Origin of the sequence: Nocardioides sp. JS614 (assembly GCF_000015265.1) — a bacterium.
GTDB lineage: Bacteria > Actinomycetota > Actinomycetes > Propionibacteriales > Nocardioidaceae > Nocardioides.
The window spans coordinates 3,561,130-3,579,337 of the sequence record NC_008699.1 but is presented as its reverse complement, the minus strand read 5'-3'; the positions used below and the strand labels follow the sequence as shown (position 1 = coordinate 3,579,337).

At 73.6% G+C, this 18,208-nt stretch carries 17 protein-coding genes; 13 read left to right on the top strand and 4 right to left on the bottom strand.

Translation table 11 applies throughout. The annotated features are described in order from the left end of the window. Positions 1 to 68 precede the first annotated feature (68 nt). Complete coding sequence (locus NOCA_RS18580; protein ID WP_011756812.1) at positions 69 to 1,055, bottom strand: NAD(P)H-dependent flavin oxidoreductase; 987 nt, start codon at positions 1,053 to 1,055, stop codon at positions 69 to 71. Positions 1,056 to 1,177: 122 nt separating this feature from the next. Between NOCA_RS18580 and NOCA_RS18575 the strand changes: the two genes are divergently transcribed. Genes NOCA_RS18575 through NOCA_RS18565 form a run of 3 tightly spaced genes read left to right on the top strand, consistent with a single transcriptional unit; the run spans position 1,178 to position 4,753 of the window. Next, positions 1,178 to 3,358, top strand: coding sequence for an LLM class flavin-dependent oxidoreductase (locus tag NOCA_RS18575; RefSeq protein ID WP_011756811.1), 2,181 nt, complete (start codon positions 1,178 to 1,180; stop codon positions 3,356 to 3,358). Beyond that, a complete protein-coding gene (locus NOCA_RS18570) occupies positions 3,355 to 4,281 on the top strand; it encodes an LLM class flavin-dependent oxidoreductase (protein WP_011756810.1) in 927 nt (308 codons plus the stop codon). Before NOCA_RS18575 ends, NOCA_RS18570 begins: the two co-directional genes overlap by 4 nt. Then, positions 4,274 to 4,753 (top strand): MarR family winged helix-turn-helix transcriptional regulator, encoded by a 480-nt coding sequence (locus tag NOCA_RS18565; RefSeq protein WP_011756809.1) that lies wholly within the window; start codon positions 4,274 to 4,276, stop codon positions 4,751 to 4,753. The genes NOCA_RS18570 and NOCA_RS18565 overlap by 8 nt, the downstream gene beginning before the upstream one ends. Positions 4,754 to 4,770: 17 nt before the next feature. On the opposite strand, the gene yczR is transcribed toward NOCA_RS18565, so the two are convergent. Further along, entirely contained in the window at positions 4,771 to 6,207 is a 1,437-nt protein-coding gene (gene yczR / locus NOCA_RS18560; protein WP_011756808.1) for a MocR-like transcription factor YczR, read from the bottom strand. A gap of 61 nt (positions 6,208 to 6,268) precedes the next feature. Here yczR and yczE point away from each other — a divergent pair, with 61 nt between their 5' ends. The 3 genes from yczE to NOCA_RS18545 are packed head-to-tail and all read left to right on the top strand — an operon-like array spanning position 6,269 to position 8,090. Next, complete coding sequence (gene yczE, locus NOCA_RS18555) at positions 6,269 to 6,955, top strand: membrane protein YczE (RefSeq protein ID WP_011756807.1); 687 nt, start codon at positions 6,269 to 6,271, stop codon at positions 6,953 to 6,955. Between the two features lie 50 nt (positions 6,956 to 7,005). Beyond that, positions 7,006 to 7,449 carry an iron chaperone gene (locus tag NOCA_RS18550; protein WP_041546668.1) on the top strand — a complete coding sequence of 148 codons (444 nt, stop codon included), beginning with the start codon at positions 7,006 to 7,008 and terminating at the stop codon, positions 7,447 to 7,449. A 38-nt stretch (positions 7,450 to 7,487) separates the two neighbouring features. Next, on the top strand, positions 7,488 to 8,090 hold the full coding sequence (locus NOCA_RS18545; protein WP_011756805.1) for a class I SAM-dependent methyltransferase: 603 nt from the start codon (positions 7,488 to 7,490) through the stop codon (positions 8,088 to 8,090). A gap of 305 nt (positions 8,091 to 8,395) precedes the next feature. On the opposite strand, the gene NOCA_RS18535 is transcribed toward NOCA_RS18545, so the two are convergent. Next, positions 8,396 to 8,962, bottom strand: coding sequence for an O-methyltransferase (locus NOCA_RS18535; protein ID WP_011756804.1), 567 nt, complete (start codon positions 8,960 to 8,962; stop codon positions 8,396 to 8,398). A 387-nt stretch (positions 8,963 to 9,349) separates the two neighbouring features. On the opposite strand from NOCA_RS18535, the gene NOCA_RS27635 reads away from it, so the two are divergent. From NOCA_RS27635 to NOCA_RS18525, 3 genes are all read left to right on the top strand, one after another. After that, positions 9,350 to 9,487: a hypothetical protein gene (locus NOCA_RS27635; protein ID WP_158305681.1), complete on the top strand. Its 138-nt coding sequence runs from the start codon at positions 9,350 to 9,352 to the stop codon at positions 9,485 to 9,487. A 10-nt stretch (positions 9,488 to 9,497) separates the two neighbouring features. Beyond that, positions 9,498 to 10,574, top strand: coding sequence for a 3-isopropylmalate dehydrogenase (locus tag NOCA_RS18530; protein ID WP_041546665.1), 1,077 nt, complete (start codon positions 9,498 to 9,500; stop codon positions 10,572 to 10,574). Positions 10,575 to 10,737: 163 nt separating this feature from the next. Then, a complete protein-coding gene (locus tag NOCA_RS18525) occupies positions 10,738 to 11,811 on the top strand; it encodes a branched-chain amino acid aminotransferase (protein WP_011756802.1) in 1,074 nt (357 codons plus the stop codon). On the opposite strand, the gene NOCA_RS18520 is transcribed toward NOCA_RS18525, so the two are convergent. Further along, positions 11,812 to 12,042, bottom strand: a complete 231-nt coding sequence (locus tag NOCA_RS18520) for a hypothetical protein (RefSeq protein WP_041546664.1) — start codon at positions 12,040 to 12,042, stop codon at positions 11,812 to 11,814. Positions 12,043 to 12,318: 276 nt separating this feature from the next. On the opposite strand from NOCA_RS18520, the gene NOCA_RS26010 reads away from it, so the two are divergent. From NOCA_RS26010 to NOCA_RS18500, 4 genes are all read left to right on the top strand, one after another. Next, on the top strand, positions 12,319 to 13,956 hold the full coding sequence (locus tag NOCA_RS26010; RefSeq protein WP_011756801.1) for a serine/threonine-protein kinase: 1,638 nt from the start codon (positions 12,319 to 12,321) through the stop codon (positions 13,954 to 13,956). A gap of 93 nt (positions 13,957 to 14,049) precedes the next feature. Further along, on the top strand, positions 14,050 to 15,642 hold the full coding sequence (cimA, locus tag NOCA_RS18510; protein WP_011756800.1) for a citramalate synthase: 1,593 nt from the start codon (positions 14,050 to 14,052) through the stop codon (positions 15,640 to 15,642). Between the two features lie 22 nt (positions 15,643 to 15,664). Beyond that, positions 15,665 to 16,792: a M20 family metallopeptidase gene (locus NOCA_RS26005; protein WP_011756799.1), complete on the top strand. Its 1,128-nt coding sequence runs from the start codon at positions 15,665 to 15,667 to the stop codon at positions 16,790 to 16,792. After that, positions 16,782 to 18,203 (top strand): aminotransferase class I/II-fold pyridoxal phosphate-dependent enzyme, encoded by a 1,422-nt coding sequence (locus tag NOCA_RS18500; RefSeq protein WP_011756798.1) that lies wholly within the window; start codon positions 16,782 to 16,784, stop codon positions 18,201 to 18,203. Before NOCA_RS26005 ends, NOCA_RS18500 begins: the two co-directional genes overlap by 11 nt. The last annotated feature ends 5 nt before the right edge of the window (positions 18,204 to 18,208 follow it).

Below are 18,208 nucleotides of genomic sequence, written 5' to 3'. Positions count from 1 at the left end.
GCCTAACTGGGCGCGATGCCCTCCGTCCAGGCGGCGGAGCGCGCCACCTCGGACGCGGCTCCAAGCGCTCATCGAACGAGCTCGGCGACGGCCTCTCCTGCGGGGATGATCGTGTCGATCCGGTGCAGGGTCTCGCCGGCGTACAGCGCGGTGCGGTCCACGCTCTCGGCGGGCATGCCGGCCAGGGGGAGTGCGGGGGTGAACAGCGGGATGTTCACGCGCTGACGGGCCGTCAGCGGGTCCAGGGCGGACAGGGGCAGGACGCGACCGGCGATGGCGGTGGAGCGCGCGATCTGTCGGACCCAGTGAGGATCGAGGTCGTCGCGGGTGCACCACCGTTCGGTCGCCGCGTTGGGCGCGACCCGGTGCCGCATCGGCCAGCCGACGCCGAAGAGCATGGTGACCATGGTGCGGTCTGCGGCCAGTACGCGCTCCTTGTAGACAGGGTGCGCTGCGGACTCGTCGGTGAGCAGGAAGCGGGTTCCGGCGACCGCGGCGCTGGCGCCGCTCTCGAGCAGTCGTCGTACGTCGGCCGAGTCGGCCACGCCGCCGGCCGCCAGGACGGGGACCTTGTCACCGGCGACGTCCAGGACCCGGGGGAGTGCTGCTGCGAGCGGCTCCACGCCGACCAGGTGCCCGCCGGCCTCGAGACCTTGCACGACGAGCCCGTCGACCCCGGCGGCCAGCGCCGCCCGGGCCTCCTGCGCCGTGCCGACGGTGGCGAACACCGGCGATCCGGCCGCCTGCAGCGGCCTCAACCACCGGCCGGGCAGGCCGCCGTGGAAGACCACCAGTGCGGCACCGAGCTCGATGCATGCATCGACGTGTGCCTGCCGGGTGAAGGGCGTCAGCAGGTTGGCCGCCACCGGCTTCCCCGGTGCCCTTCGGCGCGCGTCGCGTAAGGCGTCGGCGAACCGCCCGGGCGCCATGATCCCGACCGTGCCGAGGGCGCCGGCGGCCGAGACGGCTCCGGCCAGTGGCCCACCGGCGACCCCGCCGCCCATCCCGGCCTGCACGACCGGGTGCTCCAAGCCGATCCGGTCGCGAAGGTCCATGCCCGGATGCTAGTGAAGCTAGGCCGTGCGCGGTGCGGCGTGCCACGAGGCAGGTTGATACATCAACCTGCGCGCGATACCTTGGTTGACATGTCAACCAAGTGGGTGCTCGGAGGATCACGGTGACGAACTACGGCCATCGGATCGGGTTCGGCGTCGAGGTCACCGGAGCCGGCGAGGCGCCGGAGGACGCGGTCGCGCTGGCGGTGCTGGTCGAGGACCTCGGCTACGACCTCGTGACCTTCCCGGACCGGGGCGGTGCGGACGCCTCGACCCTCGCGGCGTGGGCGGCCGCACGGACCAGCAGGGCCCAGGTCGCCGCATCGCGGCTGGACGCCACGGCGCGACCGGCGTCCATCGTCGCGCGAGGCGCGGGGAGCCTCCAGCTGCTGTCGGGTGGCCGGGCCCTGCTGCTGCTCGGATCGGAGTCGGCGGCTGCGAATCTCGACGCGCTCGAGGAGGCCGTGGCGGTGGTCCGTTCGCTGCTGGACACCTCCCGACCTCGGGTCAGCTCGGCCGGGACCCGCCACCGTCTCGCCGATGCCGAGCCAGGTCCTGGTCTGGAGCTCGCCGTCCCGCTGTGGCTGCACGGGTCGGACTCCACCGCCGCCGCCCTGGCCGGCCGGCTCGCCGACGGGTGGGTCGTGGACCTCGACGAGGTCGGCGTCGAGGGACTCGCGGCGCTGAGCGCGGTGCTGGACCGGGCCGCGGTCGATGCCGGCCGCGACGTCCGCGAGGTACGACGGTCCGTGGCACTCGCCCCCGGTGACCTGCCCGACGCGGACGCCCTGACCGCACTGGTGGTCGACCACGGCGTGAGCTCCGTGCTGCTCCGCGTCGGGACCGAGGACGAGCCCCTGCTGCGCACCTTCATCGACACGGTCGCCCCTGCGGTCCGCGACGGCGCCGAGCGCGCGCTGCCACCGGGTGCCCTCTCGTCGCGGCAGGTGCGACGCGCCGACGTTCGGGCGCGGCGCCGACCGGACATCTCCTATGACGACGTCCCCGACGAGCTGGCCGAGACCGCCGTCGAGCCCGGCGACGCCGCGTTCGCCAAGGTGCGCTCGACGTACCTGCGCGGCGGCAACCCCGGCCTGGTGCTGCGGCCCCGCACCGCCGCGGCGGTGGCCAGCGCCGTGGGCTTCGCCCGCGTGCACCGGCATCTGCCCCTGGGGATCCGCAGCGGCGGGCACGGGATCAGCGGCCGCTCGACCAACGACGGCGGCCTGGTCATCGACGTCGGCGCGCTCGACGACGTCACCGTGCTGGACGAGGCAGCCCGGCTGGTGCGGATCGGGCCCGGCGCCCGCTGGCGCGACGTCGCCACGGCGCTGCAGCCCCACGGCTGGGCGCTCAGCTCCGGTGACTACGGCGGGGTGGGCGTCGGCGGGCTCGCCACCGCGGGCGGGATCGGGTTCCTCTCCCGCAAGCACGGCCTGACCATCGACCACCTGCGAGCGGTCGAGATGGTGCTCGCCGACGGCAGCCTCGTGCGGGCCAGCGCGACCGAGAACGCCGAGCTGTTCTGGGCGGTCCGCGGCGCCGGGGCGAACTTCGGGATCGCGGTCGCGTTCGAGTTCGTCGTCGACGAGGTCGCCGAGGTGGGCTGGGCCCAGCTCGCCTTCCAGGCCCCCGACCCGGCGGCGTACCTCGAGGGGTTCGCCCGGGTCGTCGCCGAGACGCCACGCGAGACGACGCCGTTCCTGATCCTCGGCCAGGGCGTCGCGCAGGTGATGGCGATGGTCGACTCCGCCGACCCCGAGGTGATCGTCGGCCAGCTCCAGCCGTTCGCCGAGATCGCGCCGCTGGTGCAGCAGCAGGTCGTGATCGCGCCGTACGCGGCCGTCATGAACATGTTCCCCGAGACCCCCCACAACGGGTACGGCGAACCGGTCTCCCGGTCGGCGTTCACCCGCGAGATCACCCCGGCCTTCGCCTCCGCGTCCGCCGACCTGATCCGGAGCGGAGCGTCCCACTGGTACCAGATCCGCACCGTCGGCGGGGCCGTGGCGGACGTCGCGCCGGACGCCACCGCGTACGCCCATCGCGACGCCAACTTCGCCCTCGCCGTGATGGGCGGCAACGCCCAGCGCCTGGACCGCTGGTTCGAGCCGGTACGCCGCCACTCCGACGGCCTCTACCTGAGCTTCGAGAGCGACCGTCACCCGGACCGGATCGCCGATGCGTTCCCGCCGGCCACCCTGGACCGGTTGCGCCGGCTCAAGGCGGAGGTCGACCCGCACAACCTGTTCCAGGACAACTTCAACATCGCCCCCACCCACGACACCAGGACCGCCTCATGAACAGCAGCACGAGCACCGACTACGGCCACGACCTGATCTTCGGCACCTTCGTGACCCCGACCAACCACCCCGTCCACCACGCCGTCGAGCAGGCCGTCGTCGCCGACCGCGCCGGGCTGGACCTGGTCACCTTCCAGGACCACCCGTACGTGGCGAAGTTCCACGACACCTCGACCCTGCTCGCCTACGCCGCCGCCCGCACCGAGCGGATCCACCTCTCGGCGAACGTCACCAACCTCCCGCTGCGGCCCCCAGCCGTCCTCGCCCGCGCCATCGCCACGCTCGACCTGCTCAGCGGCGGCCGGATCGAGCTGGGCATCGGTGCCGGGGCCTTCTGGGACGGCGTCGTCGGCATGGGCGGCCCCCGGCGTACGCCAGGGGAGTCCATCGAGGCGCTCGAGGAGGCGATCGCGATCATCCGCGCCGTCTGGAACACCAGCGACCCCGGCGTCCTGTCCGTGCGCGGCCGGCACTACGACGTCCACGGCGCCAAGCGCGGCCCGGCCCCCGCGCACCCGGTCGGCATCTGGGTCGGCGCCTACAAACCCCGCATCCTGCGCCTGGTGGGGCGTGCCGCGGATGGCTGGCTCCCGTCGATCCAGTACCTCCAGAACGGCCTACCGGAGCTGACCGAGATGAACCGACACATCGACGAGGCCGCGCTCACCTCCGGCCGCGAGCCGAGCGACGTACGCCGCTTCCTCAACATCGGCGGACAGTTCGCGGCCCAGCGCCGCGGCTTCCTCCAGGGCCCGCCCAGCCAGTGGGCCGAGGAGCTCACCGACGTGGCGCTCACGTACGGCACCAGCGGCTTCATCCTCGCCTCCGACGACACCGCGCTGACCCAGGCCTTCGCCGCCGAGGTCGCCCCGGCCGTCAAGGAGCTCGTGGCCGACGCGCGCGGCACCGGCCGCCATGAGTGACTGGCTGACCGAGGACGAGCAGCACACCTGGCGCAGCGTCCTGCGGATGCACACCCAGCTGACCGCCGCCCTGGCCCAGGCCCTCAAGGCCGACTCCGAGCTGTCCATCTCCGACTACGAGGTCCTCGCCATCCTCTCCGAGGCGCCGGACGGGGTCCTCCGCGCACGCGAGCTCCGGTGCGAGCTGCGCTGGGAGAAGAGCCGCCTGGCCCACCACATCGGACGCATGGAGCAGCGCGGCTACGTCCGGCGCGACGCGTGCGCCGACGACCAGCGGGCGCCGCTCATGTGCCTCACGGAGACCGGCCGCGCGGCCATCCGAGCCGCGGCCCCCACCCACGTCGCCCGGGTCCGCGAGCTCTTCTTCTCCGCGCTGACACCCGCCCAGGCACGAGCCATGCGCGAGGCCGCGGATGCCGTGCTGGACAACCTCGGATCGCACGCCTCCGTCGACGCACGCGACGAGTCCTGACGGCAGCGGCCTGCTGCTCAGGCCACCATCACCCGCCCGGACACACCCGGCCCGGACGCCGGCCGCTCGCGCACCACGGCCCAGGCCTCGGCCAGCCGGGCGACACCGTCGACGAGGTCCTCGGCCGGCCGCGTCCACGGGATCCGCACGAACCGGTCGAGACCGCCCTCGACGGCGAAGACCGGGCCGGGCGGGATGATGACGCCCAGGCGTTCGGCCTCGGCCGCGACCGCCGAGCCCGAGGCGGCGGGGAGCCGGCACCACAGCGCCAACCCGCCGGACGGCACGCGGAACGTCCACTCGGGGAGCTGCGCACGCACCGCCGCGACCAGCGCGTCGCGCTGGGCACGGAGCCGCGCCCGGTTCGCGGCGAGCACCTCGTCGGCCTCGGCGAGCAGCCGGACCAGCACCAGTTGCTCCATCACCGGGGCGCCGAGGTCCATGCTCACCCGGGCCTGGGTGAGCCGGTCCATCCGGCCGGGTGGGACCCGCATCCAGCCCAGCCGCAGGCCGCCCCAGAAGCCCTTGCTGGCGCTGCCGATCGTGATCGTGTCGGGGGCGTACGCCGCGAACGGGCGCGGCATGTCCTGGCCCTCGAGCGGGAGCCACTGGTGGGCCTCGTCGACGATCGCGGTGGTGTGCGCCCGGCGCAGGTGGCCGGCGTACTCCTCGCGCTGCGCCTCGGTCATCAGGTGGCCGGTGGGGTTCTGGAAGTCCGCGATCAGGTAGGCCAGCCGCGGTGCCGTCTGCCGCAGCGCGGCGCCGACGGCGGGGAGGTCCCAGCCCTCGGGGTCGACCGGCACCGGCGTGAGGCGGGCGCCGCCGTGCCGCAGCGCGTCGATCGCGTTCGGGTACACCGGCGACTCCACCAGCACCCGGTCGCCGGGCGAGGTGAACGCCTGCGCCACGATCGACGCCGCCGACAGCGCGCCGGGCGTGACCATGATCTGGTCGGGCGCGGTCGGCAGGCCGCGCGCCTCGTACGTCGCCGCGATCGCCTGCTGGAGCTGGGGGAGCCCGGCGGGGAAGTAGCCGTGGCCGCCGAGGTACGCCGGCAGCTCGGCCGCGGCCTCGGCGTACGCCTTCGCCAGGCCCGCCGGGGCGGACGGCGCCGCGCAGTTCAGGTCGATCGCCTCGTCGTCGCCGGGCCGCGGCAGCAGGGCCCGGTCGTGTGCGCGCGCCGGCCCGCCCGGCACCCGCGTGAACGTGCCCGAGCCGCGTCGCGCCTCGGCGTACCCCGCCTCCCGCAGCGCGGTGTACGCCCGGGTCACGGTGGTGCGCGAGAGCCCGAGCGCCTCGGTCAGCTCCCGCTCGCTCGGCAGCCGGGTGTCCAGCGCGATCCGGCCGTCGCCGATCAGCAGGACCAGGGCGTCGGCGAGGCCGGCGTAGGCGGGGGAGCGGTCGAAGTCGCCGACCAGGGCGGCCACCCGGCCGGCGCTCACGGTGCGGTTCATACAGGCCACTCTCGCACGATTGGCTATTTCTGAGAAGGCCAATCTGGGTCAGACTGGTCCGGTGACCCAGATCGCCACCGCCCCGCGGGGCCTCACCGACCTCGGCCCGATCGCCCAGCTGCGCGCCGGCCGGTTGGCCCGCCGCCTGCCCCAGCTCTTCCTCGGGCTCGTGGCCTACGGCGTCTCCCTGGCCCTGATGGTCCGCGGCGACCTCGGCCTCGCTCCGTGGGACGTGCTGCACTCCGGGCTGATCCGCCACGTGCCGCTCACGCTCGGCCAGGCCGTGGTCGTGATGAGCTTCGTGGTGCTGCTCGCGTGGATCCCGCTGCGCGAGGTGCCGGGCCTCGGCACCATCTCCAACGCCCTGGTCATCGGCTTCTCCGCCGACGCGACCCTGGCCCTGCTCGAGCGGCCCGACGGGCTGGTGCTGCGGATCGGCCTGACGATCGGCGGCGTGCTGCTCTGCGGCCTGGCCACCGCGCTCTACATCGGCGCCCAGCTCGGCCGCGGGCCACGCGACGGGCTGATGACCGGCCTGGCCCGGCGTACCGGCCGCTCGCTGCGCCTGGTGCGCACCGGGCTCGAGCTCGGCGTCGTCGTGGTCGGCCTGCTGCTCGGCGGCACCCTCGGCGTCGGCACCGTGCTCTATGCGCTGGCGATCGGGCCGCTCACCCAGCTCTGGCTGCCGACCTTCACCGTCGAGCTGCCGGTCAGGAATCAAGAAGCGATCGTGCTGGCTTCGAACTAGGTTTCCTGATGTCGCCGGCACGGTGCCGGCCGGACGGAAGGAGACCGACAGTGTCCACGGAGACCGACGGGGCCACGGGCTTCAGCGCCGCGGAGCGGGCCGCGATGAAGGAGCGCGCCGCCGAGCTGCGGGCCGCGGGCAAGAAGGGCGCCAAGCTCGCCGACGGCCTGCAGCAGGTCCTCGACGCGATCGAGAAGATGACGCCCGAGGACCGGGCGCTCGCCGAGCGAGTGCACGTCACGGTGACCGAGCACGCCCCCGACCTGGCGCCGAAGACCTGGTACGGCATGCCCGCCTACGCCAACGCGGACGGCAAGGTCGTGCTGTTCTTCAAGAACGCCGGCAAGTTCGGCGAGCGCTATTCCACCTTGGGCTTCGAGGGCGCCGCGCGGCTCGACGACGGCGACCTGTGGCCGACCGTCTTCGCGATCACCCGCTGGACCCCCGAGGTCGCTGACCGGGTCGCTGCGCTGGTGCGCTCGGCGACCTCCTGAGTCGTCGCCGGGTAGGGCCCTCGTGGGAGGATGAGGCGGTGTCGACCTCGCCGCACTCCACCTGGCCCGGACTGTCCGACAGCGCCCACTCCGAGTGGTACGTCGGAAGGTTCCGGGCGATGGCCGCCAGCGGCCAGGACCTCCAGGGCGAGTCCCGCCTGACCGACGTCCTGGCGCCGCGCGGCGCCCGGCTGCTGGACGCCGGCTGCGGCCCGGGCCGGCACGGCGGGCACCTGGCGCAGCTCGGCCACGACGTCGTCGGCGTCGACATCGACCCGACGCTGATCGAGGCGGCGCGCGAGGACTACCCGGGCGTGGCCTGGCTGGTCGGCGACCTGGCGACCCTCGACCTGGCCGCCGCGGGGGAGGCCGAGCCCTTCGACGGCGCGCTGATCGCCGGCAACGTCATGGACTTCGTGACCGAGGACCACCGGGCGGCGGTGATCGAGCGGGTCGCGGCGCATCTCAAGACCGACGGGTTCCTCGTCGTCGGGTGCCGCACCGGCACCGGCTTCACCCCGGCCGACCTGGACGCGACGCTGCCCGGCGCCGGCCTGCGGCTCGAGCAGCGGTTCGCCACCTGGGACCTGCGCCCGTGGCAGGACGACTCGTCGTTCTGCGTCAGCGTCCTGCGGCGCTGATCAGTCCGAGCGGCGGCCGAACCACCGCGACAGCAGCACCGACCACTTCCCGCGGCCCCCGTCCGGCCGATCCGGGTCGTGCGGGGCCCCGGGGGCCTTCGGAGCGCGTCCGGCTGAGCTGCGGCGGTCTCCGCCGCTCAAGCCCTTCCACACCTCGTTGGTGAAGTTCTGGTTCGACATCCGAGCTCACCTGGCCCTTCGGCGCTGCTTGCACCGAGTGCGCGAAGCGGCGCTGTGCCTCCCGATCGTCCCGCGGGGCGCCTCGATCGGCAACCACCTCCGGTTCGGAGCTGGGTCGAGGAGGCTCAGCGTCGGGTGGCGATCAGGGCCGAGGCGTCAGGGGCGACCATCACCTCGACCGCGGTGAACCGATCGTCGGTCAGCCACTGCTCGCGCAGCGTGTCGACCCGACCGTAGGCGATCGGTGGCCACATCTCGCATGGCGTGAAGTCGTCGAGCACGACGATCCCGCCCGGCTCCACCAGGTCCGCGACGGAGTCGACGCCCACCTCGGTGGGCTCGCCGGAGTCGAGGAACAGCAGCGAGAACGGGCCCTTGTCCAACAGCGTCGCCCAGTCGGCCGAGAGCACCTCGACCTGCGGGTCGTCGACGAAGATCTCGGCCGCGGCGTCGGCGAGCTTCGCGTCCAGCTCGGCGGTGACGATCCGGGCCTCGCCCCGCACACCCGAGCGCAGCCACGCCGTACCGACCCCGCAGCCGGTGCCGAACTCCGCCATCACGCCGTCGCGGGTGGCCGCCAGTGCGGCCAGCAGCCGGCCGGTCTCGTTGCGGCAGAACGACGCGTAGCCCGCCTTGCGGGAGACGTCGAACGCGCGGGACACCACGTCGGGAAGCTCGGGCGGGGCGCTCATGGGGGGAGTCTTTCATTGCGGGACTGTTGTCTCGCATGTCGAACACTCTGCGGAATGTCGAGACCGGTCGCGGTGCCGTGCTCTACGGTGGTCGCACCATGCGGAGCGTCTTCGTACTTATTGAGCGCCGCGGCGAGGCTTCTTAAGAGAGGCCACCTCGCCGCGGAGTTCGGCGTTGCACGGTCTCTCGGTACATCTGAGTCGAAGATGTCTCCGCGCGAGGCCCGCCCCAGCAGTACGGCGTGATCCGCATCCTGATGGTTCTCCCTCGGCTCGTGCGACCCACGAGCAGACCGCGCGTCCGGCGCCGGGCCATCTTCGTCTCAGGTGTATCGGGACCGCACGGCTACCCATCCACCTGAAGAGCACACGAGAGAGAACAGACCGATGTACGACATGTACCCCGACTGGGGTCCCGCCAGCCACCACCCCGACAACCCGCGCAGCTACGAGAACGTCACCGCGGCCGTCCAGGCCTCGCTCGACCTGCGGGACAACGGCGGCGAGCGCCCGGACGACAACTAGCCTCGGCCGCATGACCACCACCCACACTGGAACGTCCGGCTCCCTGCGCCTCGCCGTCATCCCCGGCGACGGCATCGGGCCGGAGGTGACCGCCGAGGCCCTGAAGGTGCTCGAGGTCGCGTCCCCGGCCGGCGTGAAGTTCGAGCAGACGCGGTACGACCTCGGCGCCGAGCGCTACCTCGCGACCGGCGAGGTGCTGCCCGACTCCGTGCTCGAGGAGATCCGTGAGCACGACGCGATCCTGCTCGGCGCGGTCGGTGGCAAGCCGAACGACCCGAACCTGCCGCCCGGCATCCTGGAGCGCGGGCTGCTGCTGCGGCTGCGCTTCGAGCTCGACCACTACGTCAACCTGCGGCCGTCCCGGATCTTCCCGGGTGTCGCGTCGCCCCTCGCCAACCCTGGAGAGGTCGACTTCGTGGTGGTCCGCGAGGGCACCGAGGGCCCGTACACGGGCAACGGTGGCGCCCTGCGCGTCGGCACCCCGCACGAGATCGCCACCGAGGTCTCGGTGAACACCGCCTTCGGCGTCGAGCGCGTCGTCCGCGACGCGTTCGCGCGCGCCCAGCGCCGGCCGCGCAAGAAGCTGACCCTGGTCCACAAGACCAACGTGCTCGTCAACGCCGGTGCCGTGTGGTGGCGGATCACCCAGCAGGTGGCGGCGGAGTACCCCGAGGTCAGCGTCGACTACATGCACATCGACGCGGCGATGATCTTCATGACCACCGACCCCGCACGCTTCGACGTGATCGTCACCGACAACCTCTTCGGCGACATCATCACCGACCTCGCCGCCGCGATCACCGGCGGCATCGGCCTGGCGGCCTCCGGCAACGTCAACCCCGACCGGACCGCGCCGTCCATGTTCGAGCCGGTGCACGGTTCGGCACCCGACATCGCGGGCCAGCAGAAGGCCGACCCCACCGCCGCGATCCTCTCCGCGTCCCTGCTGCTCGACCACCTCGGGTACGCCGACGCGGCCGCGGTCATCGAGACCGCGGCGATCGCCGATCTCGCCGCGCGCGAGCCGGGCGCGGCCCGGCGTACCGCCGACGTCGGTGAGGCGATCGCCGCCCGAGTAGCCGGCTAGCCGGCGGGCTGCGGGATTCGGCTGTCGGCAGCCGAAACCCGCACGACACGCCGGCGTGCCTCGGCGTGTCGTGCGGGGATGGGCTGCCAGCAGCCGAACCCGGCGCATCTCCGAGGCCTCCCGCCCCGCCCATTTCGTTGGAAGGCCTACTAAGTTGTCCCCCATGGAGATCAGCACCACCCCGTCGAGCGCCGCGGTCTCCGACGAGCGCCTCGCCGAGATCCTCGCCAACCCCGGCTTCGGCCTGCACTTCACCGACCACATGCTCACGGTCGAGTGGGCCCCGGACGCCGGCTGGCACGCCGGGCGCATCGAGCCGTACGGGCCGCTCACGCTCGACCCCGCGACCGCGGTCCTGCACTACGCGCAGGAGATCTTCGAGGGCATGAAGGCCTACCGGCACGCGGACGGGTCGATCTGGTCGTTCCGGCCCGAGGAGAACGCCGCGCGCATGATGCGCTCGAGCCGGCGGCTCGCGCTGCCCGAGCTCGACGTCGCCGACTACGTCCAGGCGGTCGACGCGCTCGTGACCGCCGACCAGCGCTGGGTCCCCGACCCGGCGGGGGAGAAGAGCCTCTACGTGCGCCCGTTCATGTTCGCCTCGGAGGCGTTCTTGGGCGTGCGGCCGGCCCAGCACGTCACGTTCATGGTGATCGCGAGCCCGGCCGGCGCCTACTTCAAGGGCGGCGTCAAGCCGGTCACGCTGTGGCTGACCGACGAGTACACCCGCGCCGGCCGCGGCGGCATGGGCGCGGCGAAGACCGGCGGCAACTACGCCAGCTCGCTGGTCGCGCAGCAGCAGGCGAGCGCCCAGGGCTGCGACCAGGTCGTGTTCCTCGATGCCCAGGAGGGGCAGTACGTCGAGGAGCTCGGCGGCATGAACATGTACTTCGTCCACGACGACGGCACCATCGTCACCCCCGAGACCGGCACCATCCTCGAGGGGATCACCCGCTCCAGCATCATCGAGCTGGCCGGCAAGCTCGGCCACCAGGTCGAGGAGCGCCGGTTCTCCATCGACGAGTGGCGCGAGGGCGTGCGCAGCGGCCGGATCGTGGAGATCTTCGCCTGCGGCACCGCCGCCGTCGTCACCCCGGTCGGCGAGCTGAAGTGGGACGGCGGGTCGGCGCCCGCCCCCGCGAGCACCGACCTCACCATGCGGGTCCGGCAGGCCCTGGTCGACATCCAGTACGGCCGCGCCGAGGACACGTTCGGCTGGATGCACCGGATCGTCTGATCAGGCCTTCGCCGCGGGCGGCTCCGTGGACGGGTCGCCGTCGGCGGCCGCGACGAGCTGGGGCACGTACCGGTCCAGCAGGTACGGGATGCTCAGCGGCGTGACGAAGCTGTGCGCCACGTAGAGCGAGCCGTCGGCGTCGGTGATGTCGACCCACCGGCCCTCGTCGTACGCCGGGGAGCCCGCGAAGATCTCGGCGACCTGTGGGTCGGCGTTCAGGTCGATCAACACCGCGCCCGCTGCGCCGCGGACTCGATCGTGGTCGCGCCGTACCTGTGCGTGATCGTCACCGGGAAGGCGCCCTCCCCCGGCCCGGGCGGGCCGCGCGTGCGGGACGTGGCGAGGCCGGCCGGCGCACGGCGGCCACCGGGGCCGGCGGTGTCGACGTCAACGGGATCCTCGCAAGTAAAGCAGGTAAGGCTTACCTTACTGAAGATCTGGACGCGCTCGCGCGACCGGGTCCCTCGGATGCCGGTCCGCGGGCTCTTCCGCGGGTAGCCTCGGCGCGTGACGACCACTCCCCAGCCGTCGCCGCCGCGGCGCTCGGTCGGCGGCTACACGCTGCTCGCCCGGCTGGGCGAGGGTGGGATGGGCGTGGTCCACCTGGCCCGCCGCGAGGCCGGCGAGCGGGTCGCGCTCAAGGTGCTGCGCCCGCACATCGTCGGCGACGAGGAGGCGCGGCGGCGCCTGGCTCGCGAGGTCGGCTCGCTGAGCCGGGTGCGCAGCCAGTGGGTCGCCGAGATCGTCGACGCCGACCCGTGGGCCGAGGTGCCCTACGTCGCCACCCGCTACGTCCCCGGCCTGTCCCTGCACGACCACGTGGTCGAGGAGGGGGCGATCACCGGTGCCGACCTGCTCTGGCTGGCCTCCTGCCTGGCCGAGGGCATCGCCTCGGTGCACGCGGTCGGCGTCCTCCACCGCGACGTCAAGCCCTCGAACGTGCTGATGGAGGGCCGCACCCCGATCCTCATCGACTTCGGCCTGGCCCGGGTCGCCGACGACCCCAAGCTCACCCACACCGGCTGGCTGCTGGGCACGCCGGGCTACCTCGCGCCCGAGATCCTGTACGGCGAGGACGCGACCGTGGCCTCCGACGTGCACTCCTGGGCGGCGACCGTCGCGTACGCCGGTACCGGGCACCCGCCGTTCGGCCGGGGCCCGTCGATGGCGATCATGGACCGGGTCCGGCGCGGCCAGTTCGACCTCGACGGGCTCCCGCACGACCTGCATCAGGTGGTGGCCGCGGCGCTGGACCCCGACCCGAGGGAGCGCCCGAGCCTCGAGCAGATCCTGGCCTGGCTGCGGCCGCTGACCACCCGGCCCGGCGAGCCGCGCACGCTGCCGCCGACCGCGCCGCCGCACGACCCCTACACGGTCCCGCTCGCGCTCGCCGCCCAGGCTGCCGCGGACGACGAGACGGACGTCTGGCCCGGGCACAACAGCGCCGAGCCGTACACGCTGGCGCTGACGTCGTACGACGCCCCCGTGCCCGCGGCGCCCGCGGTGTCGCTCGGAGAGCGGCTGCGCCGGGGGCTGCTCCTCGTCGGCCTGGCCCTGACCGCCGGGACCGGCTCCGCCGCGTTCCCCTGGATCACGCTCGCGCTGCTGCTGGTCACGGTCTGGCTGCTGCGCAGCGGGTCGCTGGCCGGCTCGGCACGCGACCAGCGCCGGGAGTACCGCGGGCGCAAGTGGTACGACGGCGTGCAGCTGCTCGTCGCCACTCCCTGGCACCTCGTGCAGTCGCTGCCGGGGACCCTGCTGCTGGCGCTGTGGAGCGTCGGACTGGCGGTGGCGGCGGCGCTGGTCTGCTACGCCGTCGCCACCGGGCTCGCGCTCGCGCTGTTCGTCTGCGGCACCGCGCTGACCGTGTCGCTGTGGCTCGGGCCGGGCGGTTCCCGGGTCCGGGGCCCGGTCTCGCGCGTGGTCAACCCGCTGGCCGCCGACCCCCGCCGGTGGGTGATCGCACTGCTCCTGGTGCTCGCCGTGGCCGCCGGTCTCGGGTTCCGCGCGGATCTCACCGGCACCACCTGGACGCCGGCCGACGGACGCCCGCATGCCGAGAAGTCCTCCCCTGGAGCCGGCGAGCGTGGCACCATGGTCGCCATGCAGCACCTGGCGATCTCCAGCGAGATCATCATTTCCTAGCGCGTCGCAGCCCCGGAAGTCACGGGGCGCCCGACGCGCCGACCTCTCGTTCCCGAGGGGTTTTTTTGTTGCTCGAACCCGAAAGAGTCAGCGATGGACCTGCACGGCGCCTTCCACGTCTACGACACCACCCTGCGCGACGGCGCCCAGCAGGAGGGGCTCAACCTCTCCGTCACCGACAAGCTGTCGATCGCGCGGCAGCTCGACGGGCTGGGCGTCGGCTACATCGAGGGCGGCTGGCCGGGCGCGAACCCGAAGGACACCGAGTTCTTCCGCCGCGCCGCCGCCGAGCTCGACCTCCAGCACGCGCGGCTCGCGGCGTTCGGCGCCACCCGGCGCGCGGGCGTCAAAGCGGCCGACGACCCACTGGTCGCGGCGCTGCGCGACAGCGGCGCGAGCGTGGTCACGGTGGTGGCCAAGTCCTACGACCGGCACGTCGAGCTCGCGCTGCGGACCACGCTCGAGGAGAACCTCGCCATGATCCGCGACACCGTCAGCCACCTGCGCGCCGAGGGGCAGACGGTCTTCCTCGACGCCGAGCACTTCTTCGACGGCTACCGGGCCAACCGCGACTACGCGCTCGAGGTGCTGCGCACGGCGTACGACGCGGGCGCCGAGGTGATCGCGCTGTGCGACACCAACGGCGGGATGCTGCCCGGCTGGGTGAGCGATGTCGTCCACGACGTGCGCGAGAACGCCCAGGTGCGGGTCGGCATCCACTGCCACAACGACACCGGCTGCGCGGTCGCCAACACGCTGGCCGCCGTCGACGCCGGCGCGACCCATGTCCAGGGCACGATCAACGGGTACGGCGAGCGCACCGGGAACGCCGACCTGCTCGCGGTGGTCGCCAACCTCGAGCTCAAGCTGGACCGGCAGGTGCTGCCCCCGGGCCTGCTCACCGAGGCCACCCGGATCGCGCACGCGGTCGCCGAGGTCACGAACTTCCCGCCGGCATCGCGGCAGCCGTACGTCGGCAGCTCCGCGTTCACCCACAAGGCCGGGCTGCACGCCAGCGCGATCAAGGTGGACCCGAACCTCTACCAGCACATGGACCCCGCCGGCGTCGGCAACGACATGCGGCTGCTGGTCTCCGACATGGCCGGCCGGGCCTCGATCGAGCTCAAGGGACGCGAGCTCGGTTTCGACCTCTCCGGCGATCGCGACCTCGTCGCCCGGATCACCGAGCGGGTCAAGGTGCTCGAGAGTCGTGGGTTCACGTTCGAGGCGGCCGACGCCTCCTTCGAGCTGCTGCTGATCGAGGAGGTCGAGGGGCAGCGCCCGTCGTACTTCGACGTCGAGTCGTGGCGGGTGATCACCGAGACCCTCGCCAAGCGCAGTGCCGGGGAGGAGGCGGTCTCCGAGGCCACGGTGAAGCTCAAGGCCGGGGGCGTCCGGTACGTCGTCACCGGGGAGGGCAACGGCCCGGTCAACGCCCTCGACCACGCGCTGCGTGAGGCGATCGTCCAGGCCTACCCGCAGGTCGCGAAGTTCGAGCTGATCGACTACAAGGTCCGGATCCTCGACCAGGGGCACGGCACCGACGCGATCACCCGGGTGCTGATCGAGACGAGTGACGGCGAGACCTCCTGGGTCACCGTCGGGGTCGGCGCCAACGTCATCGAGGCGTCGTGGGGGGCGCTGGTCGACGGGCTCACGTTCGGGTTGCGCAAGCACGAGGCCTGAGCCCGGTCCCTAGGCTCGGGGCGTGAGCGAACTGGAGACCGCGGCCGTCGAGCTGCTGGCGGAGCTGGTCGGGATCGACAGCGTCAACCCGGCGCTGGTGCCGGGCGCGGCCGGGGAGCCGCGGATCGTGGAGCACCTGGAGGCGCGGCTCGCGGCCGCGGGCTTCGCCACGACGATGGTGCCGGCGGCCGGGCCCGAGGACCGGCCGAGCCTGGTGGCGGTGCCGCCCGGCCCGGAGGAATGGCCGACGGTCGTGCTCAACGGGCACGTCGACACCGTGGGCGTGGCCGGCATGCCGGAGCCGTTCACGCCGCGCATCGACGGGGACCGGCTGATGGGGCGCGGCGCGGCCGACATGAAGGGCGGTGTCGCCGCCATCGTGGCCGCCGCCGAGCACCTGGTCGCCGCGGGCGCCCCGGTGCGCCCGGTGCTCGCCCTGGTCGCCGACGAGGAGGACGCCAGCCTCGGCAGCGAGGCGGTGATCGCCGCGCTCCCCGGGCTCGGCGTCCGGCCCGACGCGTGCCTGATCGCCGAACCCACGGATGGTGTCCTGTGCCGCTCGCTGCGGGGGTTCGCGCTGGTCCGCGTCACGTTCGCGGGCCGCGCCGCGCACAGCTCGCAGGCCGGGCTCGGCAGCAACGCGATCACCCATCTCGGGCGCCTACTGCACGCCGTCGACCTGCGGGCGGACTCCGTCCGTGCGGACGGGGGCGAGCTGCTGGTGACGCTGGCGTCCGGCGGCTCGTCGGCGTTCGTGGTGCCCGACCGGGCCGAGTGCCTCGTGGAGCTGCGGACCCCGCCCGATCGCTCGAGCGCCGACGCGCTCGCGCTGGTGCGCGGGCTGCTCGAGCCCGAGTGGCAGGCCGAGGCCGAGCTGCTCACCCATCGCGAGGGCTGGCGCCTCGACGACCACGGCCCGGCGGCAGGCCTCGCGCGCCGGCTGGGAGCCGAACTCGGCGCGGGGTCGAGCTTCGACGCGCCGTACTGGATGGAGGCGCCGCTGTGGCAGGAGATCTGCCCGACGCTGGTGTGCGGTCCCTCCGGCGGCGGGATGCACGCCGTCGACGAGTGGGTCGACCTGCGCCAGGTCCGCGCGCTGGCGACGGCGCTGACCACGGTGCTGGGTGACTGGCGGCCCGATGCCGACTGACCCCCGCGGCCTGCGGGAGCACGCGCCACTCCTCGACGCCTGGCTCCGCTTCCAGGAGCATCCGGTCACGCCGTTCACCATCCCCGGCCACAAGCAGCGCACCGACCTGGTCGGCGACGTGGTCGCCGGCGACGTGCCGCTGTACGCGGGTCTCGACACGATGAAGCTCGCCACGGGCGTGCTCGCACAGGCGGAGGCCCGCGCCGCGCGGCTGTGGGGAGCGGACTGGTGCCGGTTCTCCACCGGCGGCGCCACCCACGCCAACCAGGCAGTCGCGCTCGCGGTCGCGGGCGACGGCGACACGGTGATCGTCAGCCGCACCCTGCACCGCTCGCTCCTGCTCGGCCTGGTGCTCGCCGGGCTGGTGCCGGTCTGGGTGCGGCCCGAGGTCGACGCGGCCACCGGGCTGCCGCTCGGTGTCGCGCCCGAGACGGTACGGCGGGCGCTGGCGGACCATCCGGGCGCGCGGGCCGTCTTCGTCGGCGACCCGTCGTACGTCGGCACCGTCGGCGACGTGGCCGGGCTGGCGGACGCCGCCCACGAGCACGGGGTGCCGCTGGTGGTCGACGCAGCCTGGGCGGCGCACTTCGGCTTCCACTCCGACCTGCCGCGCCACCCGCTGCAGCTGGGGGCGGACGTGATGGTCACCAGCGCGCACAAGACGCTGCCCGCCTGGAGCCAGGCCGCGCTGGTCCTCGCGCGCACCGGGCGCGTCGACGCCGCGCGCCTCGACGCTGGGGTCGAGGCGACCGCGACGACCAGCCCGGCCGGCGCCATCCTCGCCAGCACCGATGCCGCTCGCGCCCTGCTCGAGCGCGACGGCGAGGAGCTCCTGGGCAACGCGATCGCGGCGACGGCGCGGGCCCGGGAGCGGCTGCGCGCCGTCGAGGCGGTCGCCGTCCTCGACGGCCCCGACGTCGACCCGTTGAAGCTGACGATCGTCTTGTCGGCCACGGGCGCCGACGGCAACGCCGTCGAGCGGGACCTCCTGGCGCGTGGGCTGCCGGTCGAGTCCGCCGATCGGGACGTCCTGGTCGCGATCGTCTCGCTCGCCGACACCGCGGACACGATCGGGATGCTCACGGACGTGATCGTGGAGTCGGTCGAGCGGCGCCGCGGCCCGGCACGTCCGGTCGTGGGCCCCGCCGCCTACCGCGTCGAGCCGGTCGCCGCGCTGCCCCCGCGGCAGGCCTACTTCGCCGCGGCGCAGCCCGTCCCGCTCGACCGGGCCGTCGGCCGGGTCAGCGCCGAGCTGGTCGCGCCGTACCCGCCCGGCATCCCGGTGCTCGCCCCGGGCGAGCTGGTCACCGACCAGACCCTCGACGCGCTCGAGCACGCGCGCCACGCCGGCGTCCGCGTCGCCTACGCCGCCGACCCCACGCTCGCGACGCTGCGGGTGACGGCCGACTGACCGAG

Coding starts and splice junctions, on each gene's coding strand:
- yczR (WP_011756808.1), bottom strand. CDS start 6,207: ATGAACCGCACCGTGAGCGCCGGCCGGGTGGCCGCCCTGGTCGGCGAC.
- NOCA_RS18535 (WP_011756804.1), bottom strand. CDS start 8,962: ATGAGCGCCCCGCCCGAGCTTCCCGACGTGGTGTCCCGCGCGTTCGAC.
- NOCA_RS18580 (WP_011756812.1), bottom strand. CDS start 1,055: ATGGACCTTCGCGACCGGATCGGCTTGGAGCACCCGGTCGTGCAGGCC.
- NOCA_RS18570 (WP_011756810.1), top strand. CDS start 3,355: ATGAACAGCAGCACGAGCACCGACTACGGCCACGACCTGATCTTCGGC.
- NOCA_RS18500 (WP_011756798.1), top strand. CDS start 16,782: ATGCCGACTGACCCCCGCGGCCTGCGGGAGCACGCGCCACTCCTCGAC.
- cimA (WP_011756800.1), top strand. CDS start 14,050: ATGGACCTGCACGGCGCCTTCCACGTCTACGACACCACCCTGCGCGAC.
- NOCA_RS18525 (WP_011756802.1), top strand. CDS start 10,738: ATGGAGATCAGCACCACCCCGTCGAGCGCCGCGGTCTCCGACGAGCGC.
- NOCA_RS18530 (WP_041546665.1), top strand. CDS start 9,498: ATGACCACCACCCACACTGGAACGTCCGGCTCCCTGCGCCTCGCCGTC.
- NOCA_RS27635 (WP_158305681.1), top strand. CDS start 9,350: ATGTACGACATGTACCCCGACTGGGGTCCCGCCAGCCACCACCCCGAC.
- NOCA_RS18565 (WP_011756809.1), top strand. CDS start 4,274: ATGAGTGACTGGCTGACCGAGGACGAGCAGCACACCTGGCGCAGCGTC.